Source organism: Kandleria sp., assembly GCF_017934775.1.
GTDB classification, from domain to species: Bacteria; Bacillota_I; Bacilli_A; order Erysipelotrichales; family Coprobacillaceae; genus Kandleria; species Kandleria vitulina.
In genome coordinates, this window is sequence record NZ_JAGBIX010000037.1 from 1 (window position 1) to 16,860 (window position 16,860).

Annotated in this window: 12 protein-coding genes and 6 tRNA genes; 3 read left to right on the forward strand and 15 right to left on the reverse strand. The window is 34.2% G+C overall.

Annotated elements, in window-relative coordinates:
* Positions 1-266 precede the first annotated feature (266 nt).
* Together J6L95_RS04505 and J6L95_RS04510 are read right to left on the reverse strand one after the other, a co-directional pair.
* Entirely contained in the window at positions 267-1,721 is a 1,455-nt protein-coding gene (locus J6L95_RS04505; RefSeq protein ID WP_287458304.1) for a glycoside hydrolase family 32 protein, read from the reverse strand.
* Positions 1,722-2,037: 316 nt separating this feature from the next.
* Positions 2,038-2,121, reverse strand: a tRNA-Leu gene (locus J6L95_RS04510).
* A gap of 166 nt (positions 2,122-2,287) precedes the next feature.
* Here J6L95_RS04510 and J6L95_RS04515 point away from each other — a divergent pair.
* A complete protein-coding gene (locus J6L95_RS04515; RefSeq protein WP_287458305.1) occupies positions 2,288-3,292 on the forward strand; it encodes a methionine ABC transporter ATP-binding protein in 1,005 nt (334 codons plus the stop codon).
* Positions 3,285-3,944: a methionine ABC transporter permease gene (locus J6L95_RS04520; RefSeq protein ID WP_031589542.1), complete on the forward strand. Its 660-nt coding sequence runs from the start codon at positions 3,285-3,287 to the stop codon at positions 3,942-3,944. Before J6L95_RS04515 ends, J6L95_RS04520 begins: the two co-directional genes overlap by 8 nt.
* A gap of 14 nt (positions 3,945-3,958) precedes the next feature.
* Here J6L95_RS04520 and J6L95_RS04525 read toward each other — a convergent pair whose 3' ends face one another.
* Complete coding sequence (locus J6L95_RS04525; RefSeq protein WP_031589544.1) at positions 3,959-4,372, reverse strand: GNAT family N-acetyltransferase; 414 nt, start codon at positions 4,370-4,372, stop codon at positions 3,959-3,961.
* A gap of 377 nt (positions 4,373-4,749) precedes the next feature.
* On the opposite strand from J6L95_RS04525, the gene J6L95_RS04530 reads away from it, so the two are divergent.
* A complete protein-coding gene (locus tag J6L95_RS04530; protein WP_287458306.1) occupies positions 4,750-5,562 on the forward strand; it encodes a MetQ/NlpA family ABC transporter substrate-binding protein in 813 nt (270 codons plus the stop codon).
* A 26-nt stretch (positions 5,563-5,588) separates the two neighbouring features.
* Here the strand turns inward: J6L95_RS04530 and J6L95_RS04535 are convergent, their stop codons facing one another.
* The 12 genes from J6L95_RS04535 to J6L95_RS04590 form a co-directional block, all read right to left on the reverse strand.
* Positions 5,589-7,043 (reverse strand): sucrose-6-phosphate hydrolase, encoded by a 1,455-nt coding sequence (locus tag J6L95_RS04535; RefSeq protein ID WP_074687031.1) that lies wholly within the window; start codon positions 7,041-7,043, stop codon positions 5,589-5,591.
* A gap of 301 nt (positions 7,044-7,344) precedes the next feature.
* Complete coding sequence (locus tag J6L95_RS04540; RefSeq protein ID WP_287458307.1) at positions 7,345-9,369, reverse strand: FtsX-like permease family protein; 2,025 nt, start codon at positions 9,367-9,369, stop codon at positions 7,345-7,347.
* A complete protein-coding gene (locus J6L95_RS04545) occupies positions 9,359-10,117 on the reverse strand; it encodes an ABC transporter ATP-binding protein (protein WP_287458308.1) in 759 nt (252 codons plus the stop codon). Before J6L95_RS04545 ends, J6L95_RS04540 begins: the two co-directional genes overlap by 11 nt.
* A gap of 67 nt (positions 10,118-10,184) precedes the next feature.
* Entirely contained in the window at positions 10,185-10,652 is a 468-nt protein-coding gene (locus J6L95_RS04550; protein WP_287458309.1) for a hypothetical protein, read from the reverse strand.
* A 67-nt stretch (positions 10,653-10,719) separates the two neighbouring features.
* Positions 10,720-11,712 (reverse strand): ATP-binding protein, encoded by a 993-nt coding sequence (locus J6L95_RS04555; RefSeq protein ID WP_287458310.1) that lies wholly within the window; start codon positions 11,710-11,712, stop codon positions 10,720-10,722.
* A complete protein-coding gene (locus J6L95_RS04560) occupies positions 11,709-12,371 on the reverse strand; it encodes a response regulator transcription factor (protein ID WP_287458311.1) in 663 nt (220 codons plus the stop codon). The genes J6L95_RS04555 and J6L95_RS04560 overlap by 4 nt, the downstream gene beginning before the upstream one ends.
* Before the next feature lie 108 nt (positions 12,372-12,479).
* Positions 12,480-16,193: a GH32 C-terminal domain-containing protein gene (locus J6L95_RS04565; protein ID WP_287458312.1), complete on the reverse strand. Its 3,714-nt coding sequence runs from the start codon at positions 16,191-16,193 to the stop codon at positions 12,480-12,482.
* Positions 16,194-16,368: 175 nt separating this feature from the next.
* A tRNA-Leu gene (locus J6L95_RS04570) sits at positions 16,369-16,451 on the reverse strand.
* A 12-nt stretch (positions 16,452-16,463) separates the two neighbouring features.
* Positions 16,464-16,539, reverse strand: a tRNA-Val gene (locus tag J6L95_RS04575).
* Between the two features lie 32 nt (positions 16,540-16,571).
* A tRNA-Leu gene (locus tag J6L95_RS04580) sits at positions 16,572-16,654 on the reverse strand.
* Between the two features lie 8 nt (positions 16,655-16,662).
* Positions 16,663-16,738, reverse strand: a tRNA-Lys gene (locus J6L95_RS04585).
* A 5-nt stretch (positions 16,739-16,743) separates the two neighbouring features.
* Positions 16,744-16,819, reverse strand: a tRNA-Thr gene (locus J6L95_RS04590).
* Positions 16,820-16,860: the final 41 nt, after the last annotated feature.

Here is a 16,860-nt window from a genome sequence, read left to right on the forward strand (position 1 = left end):
AATGATTCATGGGTATACTCCTTTGTGGTTGTTTTGTTTGCAGAAATCATTCTACAAGGAATATACCTTTTTTGTCTATTGAATAACGTCAGATAAAATTCGACAAAACGAATTTACACAAAAAATTTTACACTATGTTTTGAAATAAAATTTCTTATATGATAATCTTTTACTATTAAAAACAAATATTCATTTTTATTATGTCTATAATTTAATCAAGCATAATTAAAAAGCTCCATTCATTTTACATGAATAGAGCTTTTTGCTTATACTATAAAATCTTCATCTACTGATGAGCAGAGTTCATATGACTTAATATCAAGGTGTTCATCGTGATCAAAATAGCTTTCTTCTTCTGTTGGATAGACATGAGCAGTAAATGTATATTTACCATCATTGATAAATAATTCTATTGAAGACTGGTCAATGAAGATACTCATTGAATCTAAATCTTCGTCTAAAGGAATATCCAATGCTTCAAATACTTCTTCATTGAAACGCTTATCAAGGTGACTCTTATCCACTGTAATCATCTTATAGCGTGAATCATAGTGAATCATCAATCCATCAGATCCATCTTTCTTAGTAAAGAGACGTAAATCACTTGAATGTCCATCACATTTAACTTCCAATTCTACAAGCGATGGCAATACACGACCTGATAATTCCTTAGTTCTTAATTTAGTAAATCCTGCGATAGGCTTCTGTATTAAACGATCACCTTCGACAAAGATTTCTCGTGGAAGCGTTAAGCTTCCTTCCCACTGTTCTTCCTCTGTTGGGTAATGGTTGTCAGGTAGTCCCATCCATGCAATCATGACACCTTTGTTTTTATCTTCTACATTGGCAGCCATCTGTGCAGCATAGAAGTCGAAACCATAATCTAAATAACGATAGTGTGTATCAGGAATAAATGTTAATGTATCATAATCCATCTTACCTACAAAGTAGATATTATGGTTAGTACATTCTCCTCTTCCTGGCAATTTTGTATGCTGAGGAGAGAAGATCAATACATCCTTATCACCAATTGTTGTTAAACATGGGCATTCCCACATACCACCGAATTCTTCATAGCCTTTAACACGAAGTTCACCCTGGAATGACCATTCGTCTAACAGCTTAGAAGATGAATAGACTAAAGCTGTACCTCTACCCTCATTGCTTCTTGCACCAATGAAGATAAAGTATTTCTGTTTTTCTTCTACATAAACAATCATAGGATCACGCTGATGTTCAGTATAATCTTCACGTGGGGCAAATAGTGGTGTATCTTTTTTAATCAGCTTACCTTCCTCATTAAGTTTCGCAACACATGTATATGGTTTACGAACCCAGTTCTCATCTCGGTGATTTCCTGTATAAAAGACATAAATCTGATCATGAGATGAAATCCCAGTTCCGGAATAACATCCTTTATTGTCAAATACAGTATCAGGGGCTAATGCAACACCTTCATTTTCCCAATGAATAAGATCTTTTGAAACAACGTGATACCAGTACTTCAATCCATGTACAGCTCCCCATGGACACCACTGATAAAATAAATGCCATTTTCCTTGGTGGTAAATAAATCCATTAGGATCATTAGATAATCCTGTAATAGGCTGCACATGAAATTTTTGTCTATAATTAGACACTTTATTTATTTCATATAGAGGAGCGATTTCGTCTTTACTTTTTAAAACACGATAACGTTCTTCTCGAGTCCATTCTTTCATCACAAATCTCCTTTATTGTTTATATCGGGGACTATTATATTGAAATTCACCAAAAAGCTCAATCATTCTTTCAATTTCACGAAAAGCTAAAAAACGACCATAGAATCACAAAAAAATCAGTTTTCATAACTTAATGAAATTTTCATATTATGGAAATTCTATTAAGTAAGCGTTATCACTTTTTTCATTTTCTCTATTTTTGGATTTTTGATGATTAAATCATCATTTTTCATTCTTTTTTATTAACATCAAATTGTAAAAATATTGTCATTTTATTCACTAAAAAAAGTCCTCTAATGAGGACTTTTAAATCTAATGGTGCTCAAGGTGGGACTCGAACCCACACGGCATAAACCACCAGTACCTGAAACTGGCGTGTCTACCATTTCACCACTTGAGCATGTGACTATTTTATCACACTTTGAGAGTCTAATTCAATAATTAAAAGTGTTGACGATAATTTACAATTACGGTAACATAATTGTATTTTATGATATATAATAGAAAAAGAGTATTTATATGGTCATAATTTGAGTTACACATGGTCATTATAAAGGAGAACAAAAATGGCTGAAATTGAATTAGTAAACGTATCGAAGACATTTGATACTGAAGAAGGTCCTGTTCATGCCTTATCCGATGTTAACCTTTCTATTCATAAAGGTGATATCTACGGTATTATCGGTATGTCCGGAGCAGGAAAAAGTACTTTAGTAAGATGTCTTAATTTCCTTGAAAAACCTACATCTGGTGATGTAATCGTTCAGGGAGTATCACTAAAGAGTTTAAATGAAAAAGAATTAAGAGAAGAACGTAAGAAAATCTCAATGATTTTCCAGAACTTCAACTTGCTTATGCAAAAGACTGTTATTGATAATGTATGTTTCCCAATGTACTTAGCACATACTCCAAAAGCTGAAGCAAGAAAGAAAGCTATGGAATATCTTAGAATCGTTGGATTGGAAGATAAGGCCAACACTTATCCTTCTAAGCTTTCTGGTGGTCAGCAGCAGCGTGTAGCTATTGCTCGTGCGCTTGCCAGCAAACCTGAAATCTTATTATGTGATGAAGCAACAAGCGCCCTTGATCCTGCAACAACAAAACAGATTCTTGCACTTTTAAAGAAGATCAACAATGAACTTGGTATTACCATTGTAATTATCACTCATGCGATGGATGTTGTGGAGGATGTATGTAGCCACGTTGCTATTATGGAAAATGGACAAGTACAAGAAAGTGGTGAAGTAGAAACAATTTTCGCTAATCCACAATCTGCAGTAGGTAAACGTCTTGTCTTAAAAGATGTACGTTCTGAAGCACTTGCTGAATTAAAAACTGATAAGACATTCCGTATTGTTTTTGATAAACAGTCTGCTTTTGAACCAGTTATCGCCAATGCGATTTTAACATTCCAGACTCCTATCAACATTTTAGGTGCTACTACAAAGAATGTGCACAATCAGGCTAAAGGTGAAATGATTGTTGGTATTCCATCAGGTCATGAAGATGAATTTGTAGCCTACTTTAAAGAAAGAGGCTTAAATTTAGAGGAGGTTGACATCAATGGATAATCAGATTATTTCAATGATCATCCAAGGTGTAGGAGAAACCTTATTGATGGTCATTGCTTCAACAGTATTAGGATATATTCTCGGTCTTCCATTAGGCATTATCCTGACAGTATCAGATAAGGATGGCTTGAAGCCTAATAAGACCCTTTATAAAATATTAGATGTCATCATCAATATTCTCCGTTCAGTTCCATTCTTGATCTTACTTATCATCCTTATTCCAGTAACAAAGATGATTGTAGGAAAGAGCTATGGAACAATTGCGACAATTGTCCCATTGACAGTGTCCGCTTTCCCATTCATTGCCAGAATGGTCGAACAGTCATTAAAAGAAGTGGATCCTGGTGTTATTGAAGCAGCCCAATCCATGGGTGCCACAAATCGCCAGATTGTCTTCAATGTCATGATGGTTGAAGCTAAAGTATCCTTAATTACAGGTACAACAATTGTATTTGCATCCATTCTTGCATATTCCGCAATGGCGGGAGCACTTGGCGGAGGCGGTCTCGGAGATATCGCTACGCGTTATGGCTACTATCGTAGAGAAGAGCAGATCATGTGGGTAAGTGTTATTATTCTTGTAGTAATGGTACAGATTTTCCAGTCACTTGGTATGCTTTTAGCTAAAAAGATGGATAATAAGAAAAAATAGATGTCAAGCGACATCTATTTTTTTAGCTCTTTATACATAAGAATATGTGGAACACCTTCATCATCATACACATCCCCTGTCATTTTATAGCCAAGCTTTTCATAAAAACCTTTTACTCTTACCTGTGCTGATAAATAAGAACAGTTGGCATAAGAAGAAATATATTCTTCAGCTTTATGAATCATCATAGCACCATAGTGATGCTTGCGGTATTCTTTCAAGACTGCGACACGTCCAATATAATACTTTTCATCCTTCTTAAAGAATCTACATGTCGCTACTGGATGATTTTCATGATAGCCCACAAGATGAAATGCATTTTGATCAATTTCATCAAATTCATCCTTAAATCCCTGTTCATCCATAAAAACAGAAACTCTGATATTCTTTGCATCTTCATGAAGAAAATCAAATAATACTGTATTCATCGCATGTCCTCCTTCCTCTATTTTATAGACAAAATCACCTAATAACAAGATATAGGAAATTACTATAATAACTATTGCGTTATAGAATTGACAAATAAAGACATGTGTCATAATATATACCCATCGAACATATAGGAAAGAGGTGAACCACGATGACAAGAGCTATGATGAAATATTATTCCATGTGTAACTGTAAACAAAATTTAATATGCTCTATTTTACCTACCGCGTGGTTAACTTTTTTCTCGTTTGATGCTTCAAGAAGATAAAAGACAGGTAATAGGTACCTGTCTTTTTTTATAAGGGGGATGGATATGAATACTAAGGATGAGATGTGCAGCTATATTTATTATTAAACATTTAGGAGGAAAGAAACTATGAATAAATTATTAACACTTGCACTTACAGGTGCATTACTATTAGGAGCTACAGGATGTGCGTCATCATCTGATGATAAGACTATCACTGTTGCCGCTTCTACTACACCACATGCCATTATATTAAATCACATTAAAGACGATCTAAAAAAAGAAGGATATACCCTAAAAGTTACTGAATATACAGATTACGTTCAACCAAACAACGTTGTAGAAGACGGAGACTTTGATGCTAACTATTTCCAGCATACCCCTTATTTAGATTCATTCAATAAAGAACATAAGACACACCTAGTATCTGCTGGAAAGATTCATTATGAGCCATTTGGAATCTATGCAGGTACTAAGAAAGATTTAAAACAAATCTCTAAAGGTGATGTCATCGCTATTCCAAACGATACTACTAATGAAGCAAGAGCTTTATTATTACTTGCTAGTCAGGGCTTAATTACCTTAAAGAAAGATGCTGGCATCAACGCTACAATCAAGGATATTACTTCTAACCCTCACAATATTTCATTTAAAGAATTAGAAGCTGCTCAGATTTCTCGTATCAATAAAGAAGTTGCATTCGTTGTATTGAATGGTAACTATGCTCTAGATGCAGGCTACAACGCTGCTACAGATGCTCTTGCGTATGAAGATTCTTCTTCAACTGCTGCTTCTGTCTACGCTAACATCATCGCTGTTAAGAAAGGCAATGAAAAGAAAGCTAAGATCAAAGCACTTGTAAAAGCATTAAAGAGCGATTCATTAAAGAACTGGTTAAAGACTCGTTTCAAAGGTTCAGTTATCGCGTATGACGGTAAATAAAAATCGGATTATAAAATCCGATTTTTTTATACCACAAAATCATCTTTGACAGATGCTTTCAATTTATAACGACTCACTGAAACATTGTCACTATGCGTATATCCACACTCCTTTTCAGTTGGATAGACGTGTGCTGTAAATGTATAGAGACCATCATTAATAAAGATTTCCACAGAACTTGAATCAATAAAAATACGCATATTCTTTAAATCTTCATCTAGTGGAACATCCAATGTTTCAAAGACATGCTCATTGAATCTTTTATCCATATGAGATTTATCCACAGTTATTGTCTTTGTATTGGCATTATAGTCAATTGTAAAGCCACCTTCACCATTTTCTTTTGTAAACAGATGAAGAGAAGCATCTCCCTCATTAAAGTCTACAAGCATTTCCATCGCCTTGCTTAACTTACCTTCTTCTACATCACATTCCTCTCGCAATTGTTCAATAGCTTTCACTGGTGATTGTACAATACGATTTCCTTTAAGTCGAAGCTCTCTCGCAATTGTCATGCTGCCTTCATAGTCTTCTTCTTCAGTTGGATAATGGTTATCAGGAAGACCAATCCATGTAATCATGATTGCTTTTTTATCATCATTTACATTAGCAGCCATCTGTGCTGCATAGAAATCAAAGCCGTAATCAAGATAGCGATAATCTGTTTCTGGTGTAAATGTTAATGTATCATAATCCATCTTTCCGACAAGATAGACATTATGATTAGTACTGTTGCCTCTTCCTTCTAAAGTTGTATATTGAGGAGAGAAAACAAATACATCCTTGCCATCGATATTAGCGATACATGGACATTCCCACATACCCCCAAAGTGTTCATAGCCTGGTACTTTTAATTCACCTGCAAAGCTCCATCCTTCTAATAGAGAAGAAGACTTATAGATCAATGTTGTACCACGTTTATCTTCACTCATCGCTCCAATGAAAATAAAGTACATATCTTTTTCTTTAACGTAGACGACCTTAGGATCACGCTGATGTTCTGCATAATCATCACGAGGACCAAATAATGGGCTAGGCATTTTCTTTAATCCTTCTGGAGTATATTGTGCTACACATGTATAAGGTGTACGTACCCAATTTTCATCACGATGATTACCAGTATAGAATAAATACATGTCATCACCATAAGCAAATCCTGAACCTGAATGACAGCCTTTATTATCATAATCACAATCAGGAGCAAGACCAATACCTTCATTTTTCCAATGTACGAGATCAGTAGATGTCACATGATACCAGTATTTTAACCCGTGAACAGCCCCCCATGGTGTCCACTGATAAAACAAGTGCCATATGCCCTTATGATAAATAAAACCATTAGGATCACTTGATAAGCCTGAAACAGGCTGAATGTGATAACTCTGTCGATACACTGATGCAGCATTGCGCTTATGTACATCTACAATTTCTTCCTTGCTTTTAAGAACGCGATAACGCTCTTCTCTTGACCATTCTTTCATTGTATTCACCTCTCATAGTTTCATTATAAGATAAATACAAAATTGACCTCAATATCTCAACTGAAAATCAAAAAAATAAAAAACGCCTTTATAAAGGCGTTTTTCAATGGTTTGAGGCAAGTTTTTCAAAATTTGTAAACACTTACATTCAATGGAAATAAGATATCCTGAAGCGACGATAAAGCAAACTCTTGACAAGAAAAGATATATTTATTATAGAATCATAGGAAATTTATGTTCAGGATATCTTCAAGATATATTTTAACAAAGTAGTGTCATTGCTATGTCAAAATAGTGAATACTATTTTGTTTTAATGATATTTTTATTCATCATGTGTGTGATAAAGAAATATCCCCCATAAAAGAAAGTATAGATCAATACCATGATGAATGTACCATGAATCAGTGATTCATTACTGAAGATATCACCACCAAAGATAAGCGTTGTAAACTTAATACCTGCCACTGAATGAATGATTGCCAATAATAATGGTGTTAAGAATAAGAAGAGATTTTGAATAAATAATGAATGTGAAATATCTTTTGGATCAGTACCTATCTTCTTTAGAACTTGGTATCTCTCTTGTGAATCAAGAGTATGTGATAATGATTTTAAAGCTAGAATGGCGGCTGATGCTATTAAGAAAATGATACCTAAATACAAGCCGATGAATGTAACAATGACAATGGTGCTTACAGCATCGTTTTTACTTTGAATTTTAGTTGTTAAATCACTATAAGAAGTTGTATCTTTTCGTTTAGAATAGGCAGCTATAAACAATTTTTCAGCACGTTTTTTATTATCATCTTTATAATTACCGGATAAATTAATTTCAAAGGCTTTACGGTTTTCTAATACTTTATCAGGAACAATCACGTAGATAATCTGATTTATCGATCCCATAAACTTACCTTCTTTTGTTTTATCATATTTAGGAGTAAGACGATGACCATTGATATTTAATACTGATTTTTCTTTTAATCCTGCTTCAAATAATGCATTTTGCATTGTACTTGTATGGATGATCATATATTGATCATCTTTTAATTGATATTGTTTATCCTGATATAATTTAGATAATTTATTATATTCAGAGATTGTACAAGCAAACCATTTAGCATCATATTTAGCCGATGTATCAATCATAGATTTAAATTTTGGATAATGTTTACCTACAAATGTCTTTAAATTGAAATCCTGTTTAGTAAGTAGATATCTCTTTGTGACTTCATAGCTAGAAAACTCTTTAGTATAATCGTAGTTCTTCCCTTTTATAAATGATAATGTCTTATCAATATCATTTGTCGGAGTTTTAGGGGTAATACTATAAGAGATATCTACTGGATTTCTTTTTACAAAGTTGGAATTAAGAGAATCTCTAATAGTTAAGGCCGTAGAAAGAATACAGATTGTTAAAAATAACATGATACAGATAGTTGAGATACTTACGACCATTGTCCCTATTTGTGAAGATATCTGTTTAAATGTAAAGGCATTTAACTTCTTGTAATAACTCTTTGTACGACTAAAGATAATTACCGCAATAGTCGTTAAAGAGTAGAATATCATGAAAGTAGAGACAATACCTAAACCAATCGGAATAAGAATCATTTCCATATTTTTATCCAATAATTTAGTTAATTGTCCATAGTCAACCACATAATAATAAGCACGAGCTAATATACCTACTCCTAAGATGAAGATAATAACCGCAATAATTGGATTTTTAACAGGAATAGTTGTATTTTCTCTCTTATTTAACATTTCAATAATACGCATTCTAGAGATCATAATCATATTAAAGATCATGACAAGTACATACATGACTCCAAAGTAGAAAATGGATTTCCACATTGCACTTATTGAAAAGACAAATGTAAATTTGGTAAGATTCATTTCAAACACGTTCGCTAAAGCAATTCCTAATAACTGGGATAAACCAGCTCCTAAAAGAAGACCAGCACCAAGTGATACCAAACCAACTAGTAATGTTTCACAGAATAATAAACGTGATACATACCCTTTACCCATTCCCAAGATCTGGTATATTCCAAATTCTTTCTTTCTTCTTTTAATTAATAATTGATTAGCGTAAATAATTAAAGCTCCCAAAACAAATGAAACAAATAAACTTACTCCTGAAATAATCTGAATTAACAATTTAACAGTTTCTTTTTGTGAAGAACTAAGAATCATCATTGCACTTTGAGATTCTATCGCATTAAAGACATAGAAGATTGCGATTCCTAAAGTAACTGTAAAGAAGTAGATACCATAGTCCTTGATACTTTTCTTGATGTTTCTAAACGCTAGCTTAGAGATCATTTAAATCACCACCAAGCATTGTTTCCACATCAATAATCTTGTTAAAGAATGTTTTTCGATCATCATTTCCTTTATAGATTTCATGGAAAATCTTTCCATCTTTAATAAAGATAACCCTATTTGCATATGATGCTGAAAAGGCATCATGAGTAACCATTAAGATTGTTGCTTTATAATCCTTATTTAACATCAGCATCTTTTCAAGAAGGAAACGAGAAGATGTTGAATCAAGCGCTCCCGTTGGTTCATCTGCCAAGATAAGGGAAGGTGAAGTAATCAATGCTCTTGCAGCAGCTACACGCTGTTTTTGTCCACCACTCATTTCATGAGGATAGTTGTTAAGGACATCTTCAATATCAAGATCATGTGCCAACGATCTGATTCTATCTTTCATATCCTTTTCTTTTCTTTGAATAGATAATGCTAAAGCGATATTTTCATAAGCTGTCAATGTATCAATAAGATTAAAATCCTGGAAGATAAATCCTAGTTCTTCTCTTCTAAAATGAGAAAGCTGTTTAGATTTAAGGGTTGTAATATCCACACCTTTCACATAGATATGTCCACTTGTTACACGATCAATAGTAGAAATACAGTTAAGCAATGTAGTTTTACCAGAACCGCTGGCTCCCATAATAGCCACAAATTCACCCTGATCCACATTACATGAAAGATCATCAATAGCTTTTGTCATGCTTGATTTATTGCCATAATACTTTTCTACATTCTCAATTCTTAAAATATTCATATTTCTTTCCTCTCTTTCCTCTATAGCATACTTCATGTTCAATTCTCTGTCGTTTGTTCAATATGACTTATTGTGACAGATCTGTCACATTCTGTATGAGAATAAGACTATGAAAGATGGCATATCCCATCAGCATCTTTATAAACATCGAAAGATCCATCATAAATGAATAGCTCATTATCACAAATAGAACACTTGTCACTCCAAGAAAGATCACAAGTTCCATAAAGGATTCAAGACAGATTAATCTTAATCCATACCATCCAATATACTCTTCTCTTTTTTCATTGATTCTCATGTGATTAATAATCAATAGTGCACTTGCACAAACGATAAGAAGAATGATGGTAAAGATGAACATCAAAGATAAAAGCTTCTCCATCTTAAGATGCATTCCTCTTTCTTTTATATGATAGACAGTATAAAACATCGGTAATAGTGTCATCACGAAAAATGTCATCATATAAACAAGTGCACCGCTCTTTAATTGTTCTAAAGCATTACTAAATGCCTTGTTCCATATAGACTCCTTCATAGCTCTCCTCCTGTTATTATCATAGAGAAGAAGATTATTTTTGTCGTTTATTAAAAGTGACAAAACATTACAGTTTTGTCACATAGTATTTTTCTTTATAGAATATCAATGTCACCTTGGTATACTCTCCTTCTTTAGAGTCTATCGTAAGACCATGATGTAAAGCATCGCATAGTCTTTTAGTAATAAATAAGCCCATACCGGTAGATTTTTCTTCTTCATGACCATTGAATCCCGTATAGGATTTCTTGAAGACCTGAGGCAAATCTGAAGCACGTATACCTATGCCATTATCGTAGATGGAAAGTACAACCTTATCTTCATCTTCTGTCGCACTAAAACGAAGAAGAGGGTTTTCTTTATGATACTTCATCGCATTAGAGACAATCTGATTTAAAATGAATTCCAACCATTTTGAATCAGATTTCACTTTGCACTCAAGATGATCAGTTTCAATAGTAAAATGATGCATCAGCAGTTCATCTTTATTATGCATTAAGACATGATTGATGCACTGATCTAATTGATGCTCTTTAATAAGATAATCCTGAGAAGCAGATTGACTACGAATATAATAAAGAACCTGCTCAGTATAATTTTCAATACGCTTAAGCTGATTCAAGGCTTTATTGTTTTTATCCTTATGCAACATTAAAGATAAAGCAGAAATCGGTGTTTTTACTTCATGAATCCACATTTCAATATATTCCTTGAAATGATTTGTTTCACTTTGGTACTCATAGATCTTCTCATTCATAGATTTGGTTATTTCATATAAGGCATCATGCATTATCTCTCCTTCATAAAAAGAAGGACGATCCAATGTCTCAATAATCAAATATTTCTCTTTCATCTTTAAATGATGATCTAATTGTCTATAAAAAGAGACTTTTCTCATATAATCATAAGTGAAGATAATAATACTAAATATGATAGTTAAGATGATCTGAGCATATAGAAAAGCTTTTTCAATATGAAAAGCTTTTCCCATTAAATACTGAATGATGATAAAAACAACAATAAGAAAAATATGTTTTTTGTGGTCTGCTAAATATTTCATGAGAGAATATACCCCTGTCCTTTTCTTGTCATGATAACATCATCATATCCAAAGTCTGATAGTTTTCCTCTTAATCTTGAAATATTGACAGTTAAGGCATTATCACTGATATATTCCTTATTGTCCCATAGTTCTGTCATAAGATCATCTCTAGTGACAATCTCATCAATATGAGTAAGAAGAAAATGAAAGATGATCATCTCATTTTTAGTAAGAACAACTTCCTGTTCACTATTCTTTAATGTTCCTTTAGCAAAATCTACTTCTAGATCACGATAGTGAGACAATTGACTATTAGATGGTGAAAGACGCTTCAATACGGCCTGTATTCTCAGCAGCAACAATGTTGGATTATAAGGCTTGGTAATATAATCATCTGCGCCATAGCTCATTGAAAGCACCTCATCTATCTCGTTGCTTTTACTTGTCACCATGATAACTGGCATATCCGATTCTTTTCTTAACTCCCTCAGCAGCATTTCTCCATTCATATAAGGAATCTGTATATCTAAAAGCAATAGATCCGCATTAGCATTGAGTATCTGTTTTTTTATTTGAGTAAAATCTTCAACACATTCTACTTCATATCCTGCACCTTCTAGAAGAATCTTTATTTCTTCTCTAATAGAGGCATCATCTTCTACAATTATGATTTTCATAGGCTTTCTCCTTTTTTCCTATTATACCAATAATATCATTTATCACAACTTTCATATAACATAGAATATAAAAAGAAACTATTTCCTTGGAAATAGTTTCTTTACTTATTATTTAACTTTCACTTTCTTGATAGAAGAGAATGTTCCTTTCTGCTTACCTACTACAGTTCTTACTTTTACTTCATAAGTCTTTCTAGACTTAAGTTTCTTAATAGTCAATGAAGTACGAGAAACTTTCTTGTAGCTCCATTTCTTTGTACCTTTCTTGCGGTAAGCCACTTCATAAGTTTTCACATTCTTTATTTTCTTCCATGAAAGCTTGATAGATTTCTTCTTTGCCTTTGCTTTAGAAATCTTTACTTTTTCTAATCTTGCATCTTTGATATAGACCTTAATGCTTACAGTCAACTGACGTGCTTTTCCCACTACAATGTAAGTGCCAGGCTTTTTCACATTGACCTTAGAAACATCCCATGTTACTGGTACGTTTTCTTCAGTAATTAAGTTATCACTGCCGGCAAGTTTTACTGTCTTAGGAAGAAGTTTCTTGATTTCATCAAGTGATGCATTAGCACGTGGATGTATTCCATCAGCATCCAATACAATACGATCAGGAGTTTCATAGATATAGTATTCAGAAATACGTAGTGTACCTACATTAAAGCCGATTCCTACATAGCCGTTGGCATAGAAGTGATCATTTGATACTTGTGTATCAATGGCTTTTTTACCATTGATATAGATCATTAAGTGATGATCACGTACAGAAATCTTAACAAGATCATTACGTGTTACACTTGCTTTGCCATTGGCAATAACAGCGTTATCTTTAGTATCTTTTACTACAATGTTTCCTGAAGCATCAATAGTAACTTTCCAAGCGCCACCTTTGCCCTTCTTCTGTGATTTTACGATAAACGATACTTCTTCAGCATCTTTCCAGTTGGCTTTAACCTGATAATCGAAATCTTTGTTTCTGATGTATTCACTATAAAGAGTAGATTCTCCATCTTCATATTCACCTACATACTGATCTCCATCGATATACCATTTACCTTCATCTGGTTCAAAGACATTGACATTTGTCTTTAAGTTATTTTCCTTAATATCAATTGTGATTTCTTTAGAATAGCTTGGATCAGCTTTTGCATAGACTCTAACTTTAGCTTTGCCTTTCTTTAGACAAGTAATAGTCGCTTTTGTACCTTCCTGCTTAATCTTAATAAGATCCTTGCCTTCTACTGCTTCATAGACTACATCCTGTTTAATATCTTCAGGTGATAAGTCAGTATTTACTTCATAAGACTGATTAACATATCCATCAATATGATCAGTGTCACATTCAATACCATTTGGCTTTGTAAGTGTCTGCTTATTTGTCCAGATAGACTTAAGTGGAGTCACTTTCACATTACCAATCGCATTCTTATCACTATAAATCTGTAACCCATTGCTCTTAGATCCAGGGAAAATCTGCATTGCGCCTTCTACTGTATAGTCATTATTGAAGACTTCGACACTGCTTCTATCGACATAGATTTCAAGGTCAACACTGCCATCTTTATTCTTTTTCACTTTATGTGATACTTTATTCATATCACCATTGACAATAACACCAGAGCTACTACGATCGATAGTTAATGTTTCTGTATCAAAATTATAAGTTACAAGTGTACCTTCCTTATCGCTTGCACGTACTTTAAATGTCACTTCTTTACTGTCTTTAGGATCAACGTGAGCATTGATCACATAACTGCTTGATCTAAAATCATTGAAGGCTGTATTCTTTTTCGTTAATTTAACATCCTTGTATTCTTTTGTTTCTTCTTTTAGATCATCATATTCCTTGATTGGTGTTTGTGTTAATTCATAGCTATCCCCTGTTTTCTTGATACCCATCTTTAATGCCAAATTGAATGTTCCATTAAAGACACTGTTGCCGTTCTTATCTGGAATAGAATTACAGAAGCCACCTTCCCAAGTGTTCATCCAGTTTACTGCGATAACGTTATCTACAACTGATTTATTATAGCTATTGCCTGAACCAAATTCACCAGTGTAGTATGTCATAGCGGCATATGAATCATAACCGAAGTTCATGATACCATCATTATTTTCATTGCCCATTCCTTCTCCGTTCTCACTTGCATATTGAGATAATGGGACAAATTTGTATTTACCATCGACTTTCTTGAAGTCACCAATCTTATATTTTCTACCACCACGTGAGAATACCCATTTTACTTCACCGGTATCTTTGCCATTTTCATCTCTGACAACGACTGGGAATAAGTCTGGACATTCAGTATGACAGTCTTTATAAGCTGATTCCTGATTCCAATGTACTAAATCATCTGATGAATAGATTCTTAATGGTCCACCAGCGACTACCATAAACCATTTATTATCATAACGGAAGACTTTAGGATCTCTGAACGCTGAAGTCTTAAGTGAATCTTCTTTCCAATGAATAAGTACTTTTCCTTTTTCATACTTATGGAATGTTTTTCCATCTAAGCTGTAAGCTCCAATGATCTTCTGATCATCATTGCCATTATTACCATTAGCTGTAATTAAGAATACAAGACCTTCTTCTCCTTCTTTAAAGATATCTGGAGCTGTCTCATGATTGGCAATGACTGCACATCCTGAATACATTGTTCCATATTCATCTGGATAGAAGGCAATTGGATGTTCTTCCCAATGAATACCATCCTTGCTTGTGGCATGCATCCAATGCATTGGACCCCATTTATCTCCATCATAGTACTGATGGAACAAATGCCATTCTCCCTTGAAGTAGACCATACCATTAGGGTCATTAGCCCATCCATCTTTAATTGAATAATGGAACTGACCACGCCATTTTTCATTATAGTATGTTTCATCTTTCTGACAGCGATGTAATCTTAGACGATATACAACTTCAGCTGAACCATTTGTAGCTTTTAAAGTATAAGTCTGCATATCTTTAGTGATAGGTAGACCTTCTGAATAATCTACTGGGTTTCCTTCTTCATTATACGCTGTAACTGTTGTACCCTCGTTCTTATCTAAATCAAGTTTAACTGCATGAGTATCATGCTTAACATTAGCGATATAGACATACTGTCCTTTTTGGAAGAGGATATCTTTATCGATACCACCATCAACCGCATTAAGTTTAATGCCATTTAATTGTGGAGAATTATCATCAGTAATTGTGGCATACTTGATATTACTGTAAGTAACATCGGATTCCCAGGTAAGTAAACCTAGCTTACCTTCTGTCAATGAATCATCCTGTCCCCAATGACCATTGCTCATTGTATAATCGGCAGAATTAAGGACAAGCTGATTATCTACATAATAGACAATGTGATTATCTATAGCGACAACTTTTAAATGATATGTATTGCTGTCTTTTAATTTCACATTTACACTTGGTCCTAAATCAGCAGCATCTCCAAACTTAAAGACACGAATACTACCGTTTTCTCCATTTAGATTAGCTACATAAGAATATTCACCATGAGCTCTAAATACCAATGAAGCAGCACCTTTTTTCTCATTGAATTTAACATCTGCTTCATAGACAAAGTTCTTGGCTTCAGTATTGCTGTAAAGGAATTTATCACCACTACCATGGCCTCTAATTCCTCCATCTACTTTTTCATAATCATCATTAAGCTCATCAAACTGCAATTCCGTACTCTTTAAACCTGCCTGTTTCATTACCTGCTGATATGAATAGCTAGGTAGAGTACGAGCATAAGCGGGGATTGTACTTGTAAAAATCATCGTTGCCCCAACAAACGACGCAAAAATCTTACTCCCTTTCATCTTTTTCCTCCTATTGATTTGATACCAATATTTTATAAAAAAGAATAATTTCATACTATTCACAAATGTCATCAATGGTAATTAACATATATAATTCAATAATATTGATTTGTAAGTCATTTTCATTAAAACACAAAAAAACCTACTTAATTATAAGTAGGTTTAATGTATATGATGGTGCGGGCGACAGGACTTGAACCTGCACGCCGAAGCACTAGATCCTAAGTCTAGCGTGTCTGCCAATTTCACCACGCCCGCATATAAAAAAAATGGTGGGGGCTAACGGGCTCGAACCGCTGACCCTCTGCTTGTAAGGCAGATGCTCTCCCAACTGAGCTAAGCCCCCAATAAAAAAACACCGTTACCAGTGTAATAAGATGGTGCGGGTGACAGGACTTGAACCTGCACGCCGAAGCACTAGATCCTAAGTCTAGCGTGTCTGCCAATTTCACCACACCCGCACTAAGAATGGTGACTCGCAGGAGATTCGAACTCCTGACCCTCTGATTAAAAGTCAGATGCTCTACCAACTGAGCTAGCGAGTCATAAATGGTGCCGGCTATAGGACTTGAACCCACAACCTACTGATTACAAGTCAGTTGCTCTACCAATTGAGCTAAGCCGGCTTATAAATGGTGGGGGCTAACGGGCTCGAACCGCTGACCCT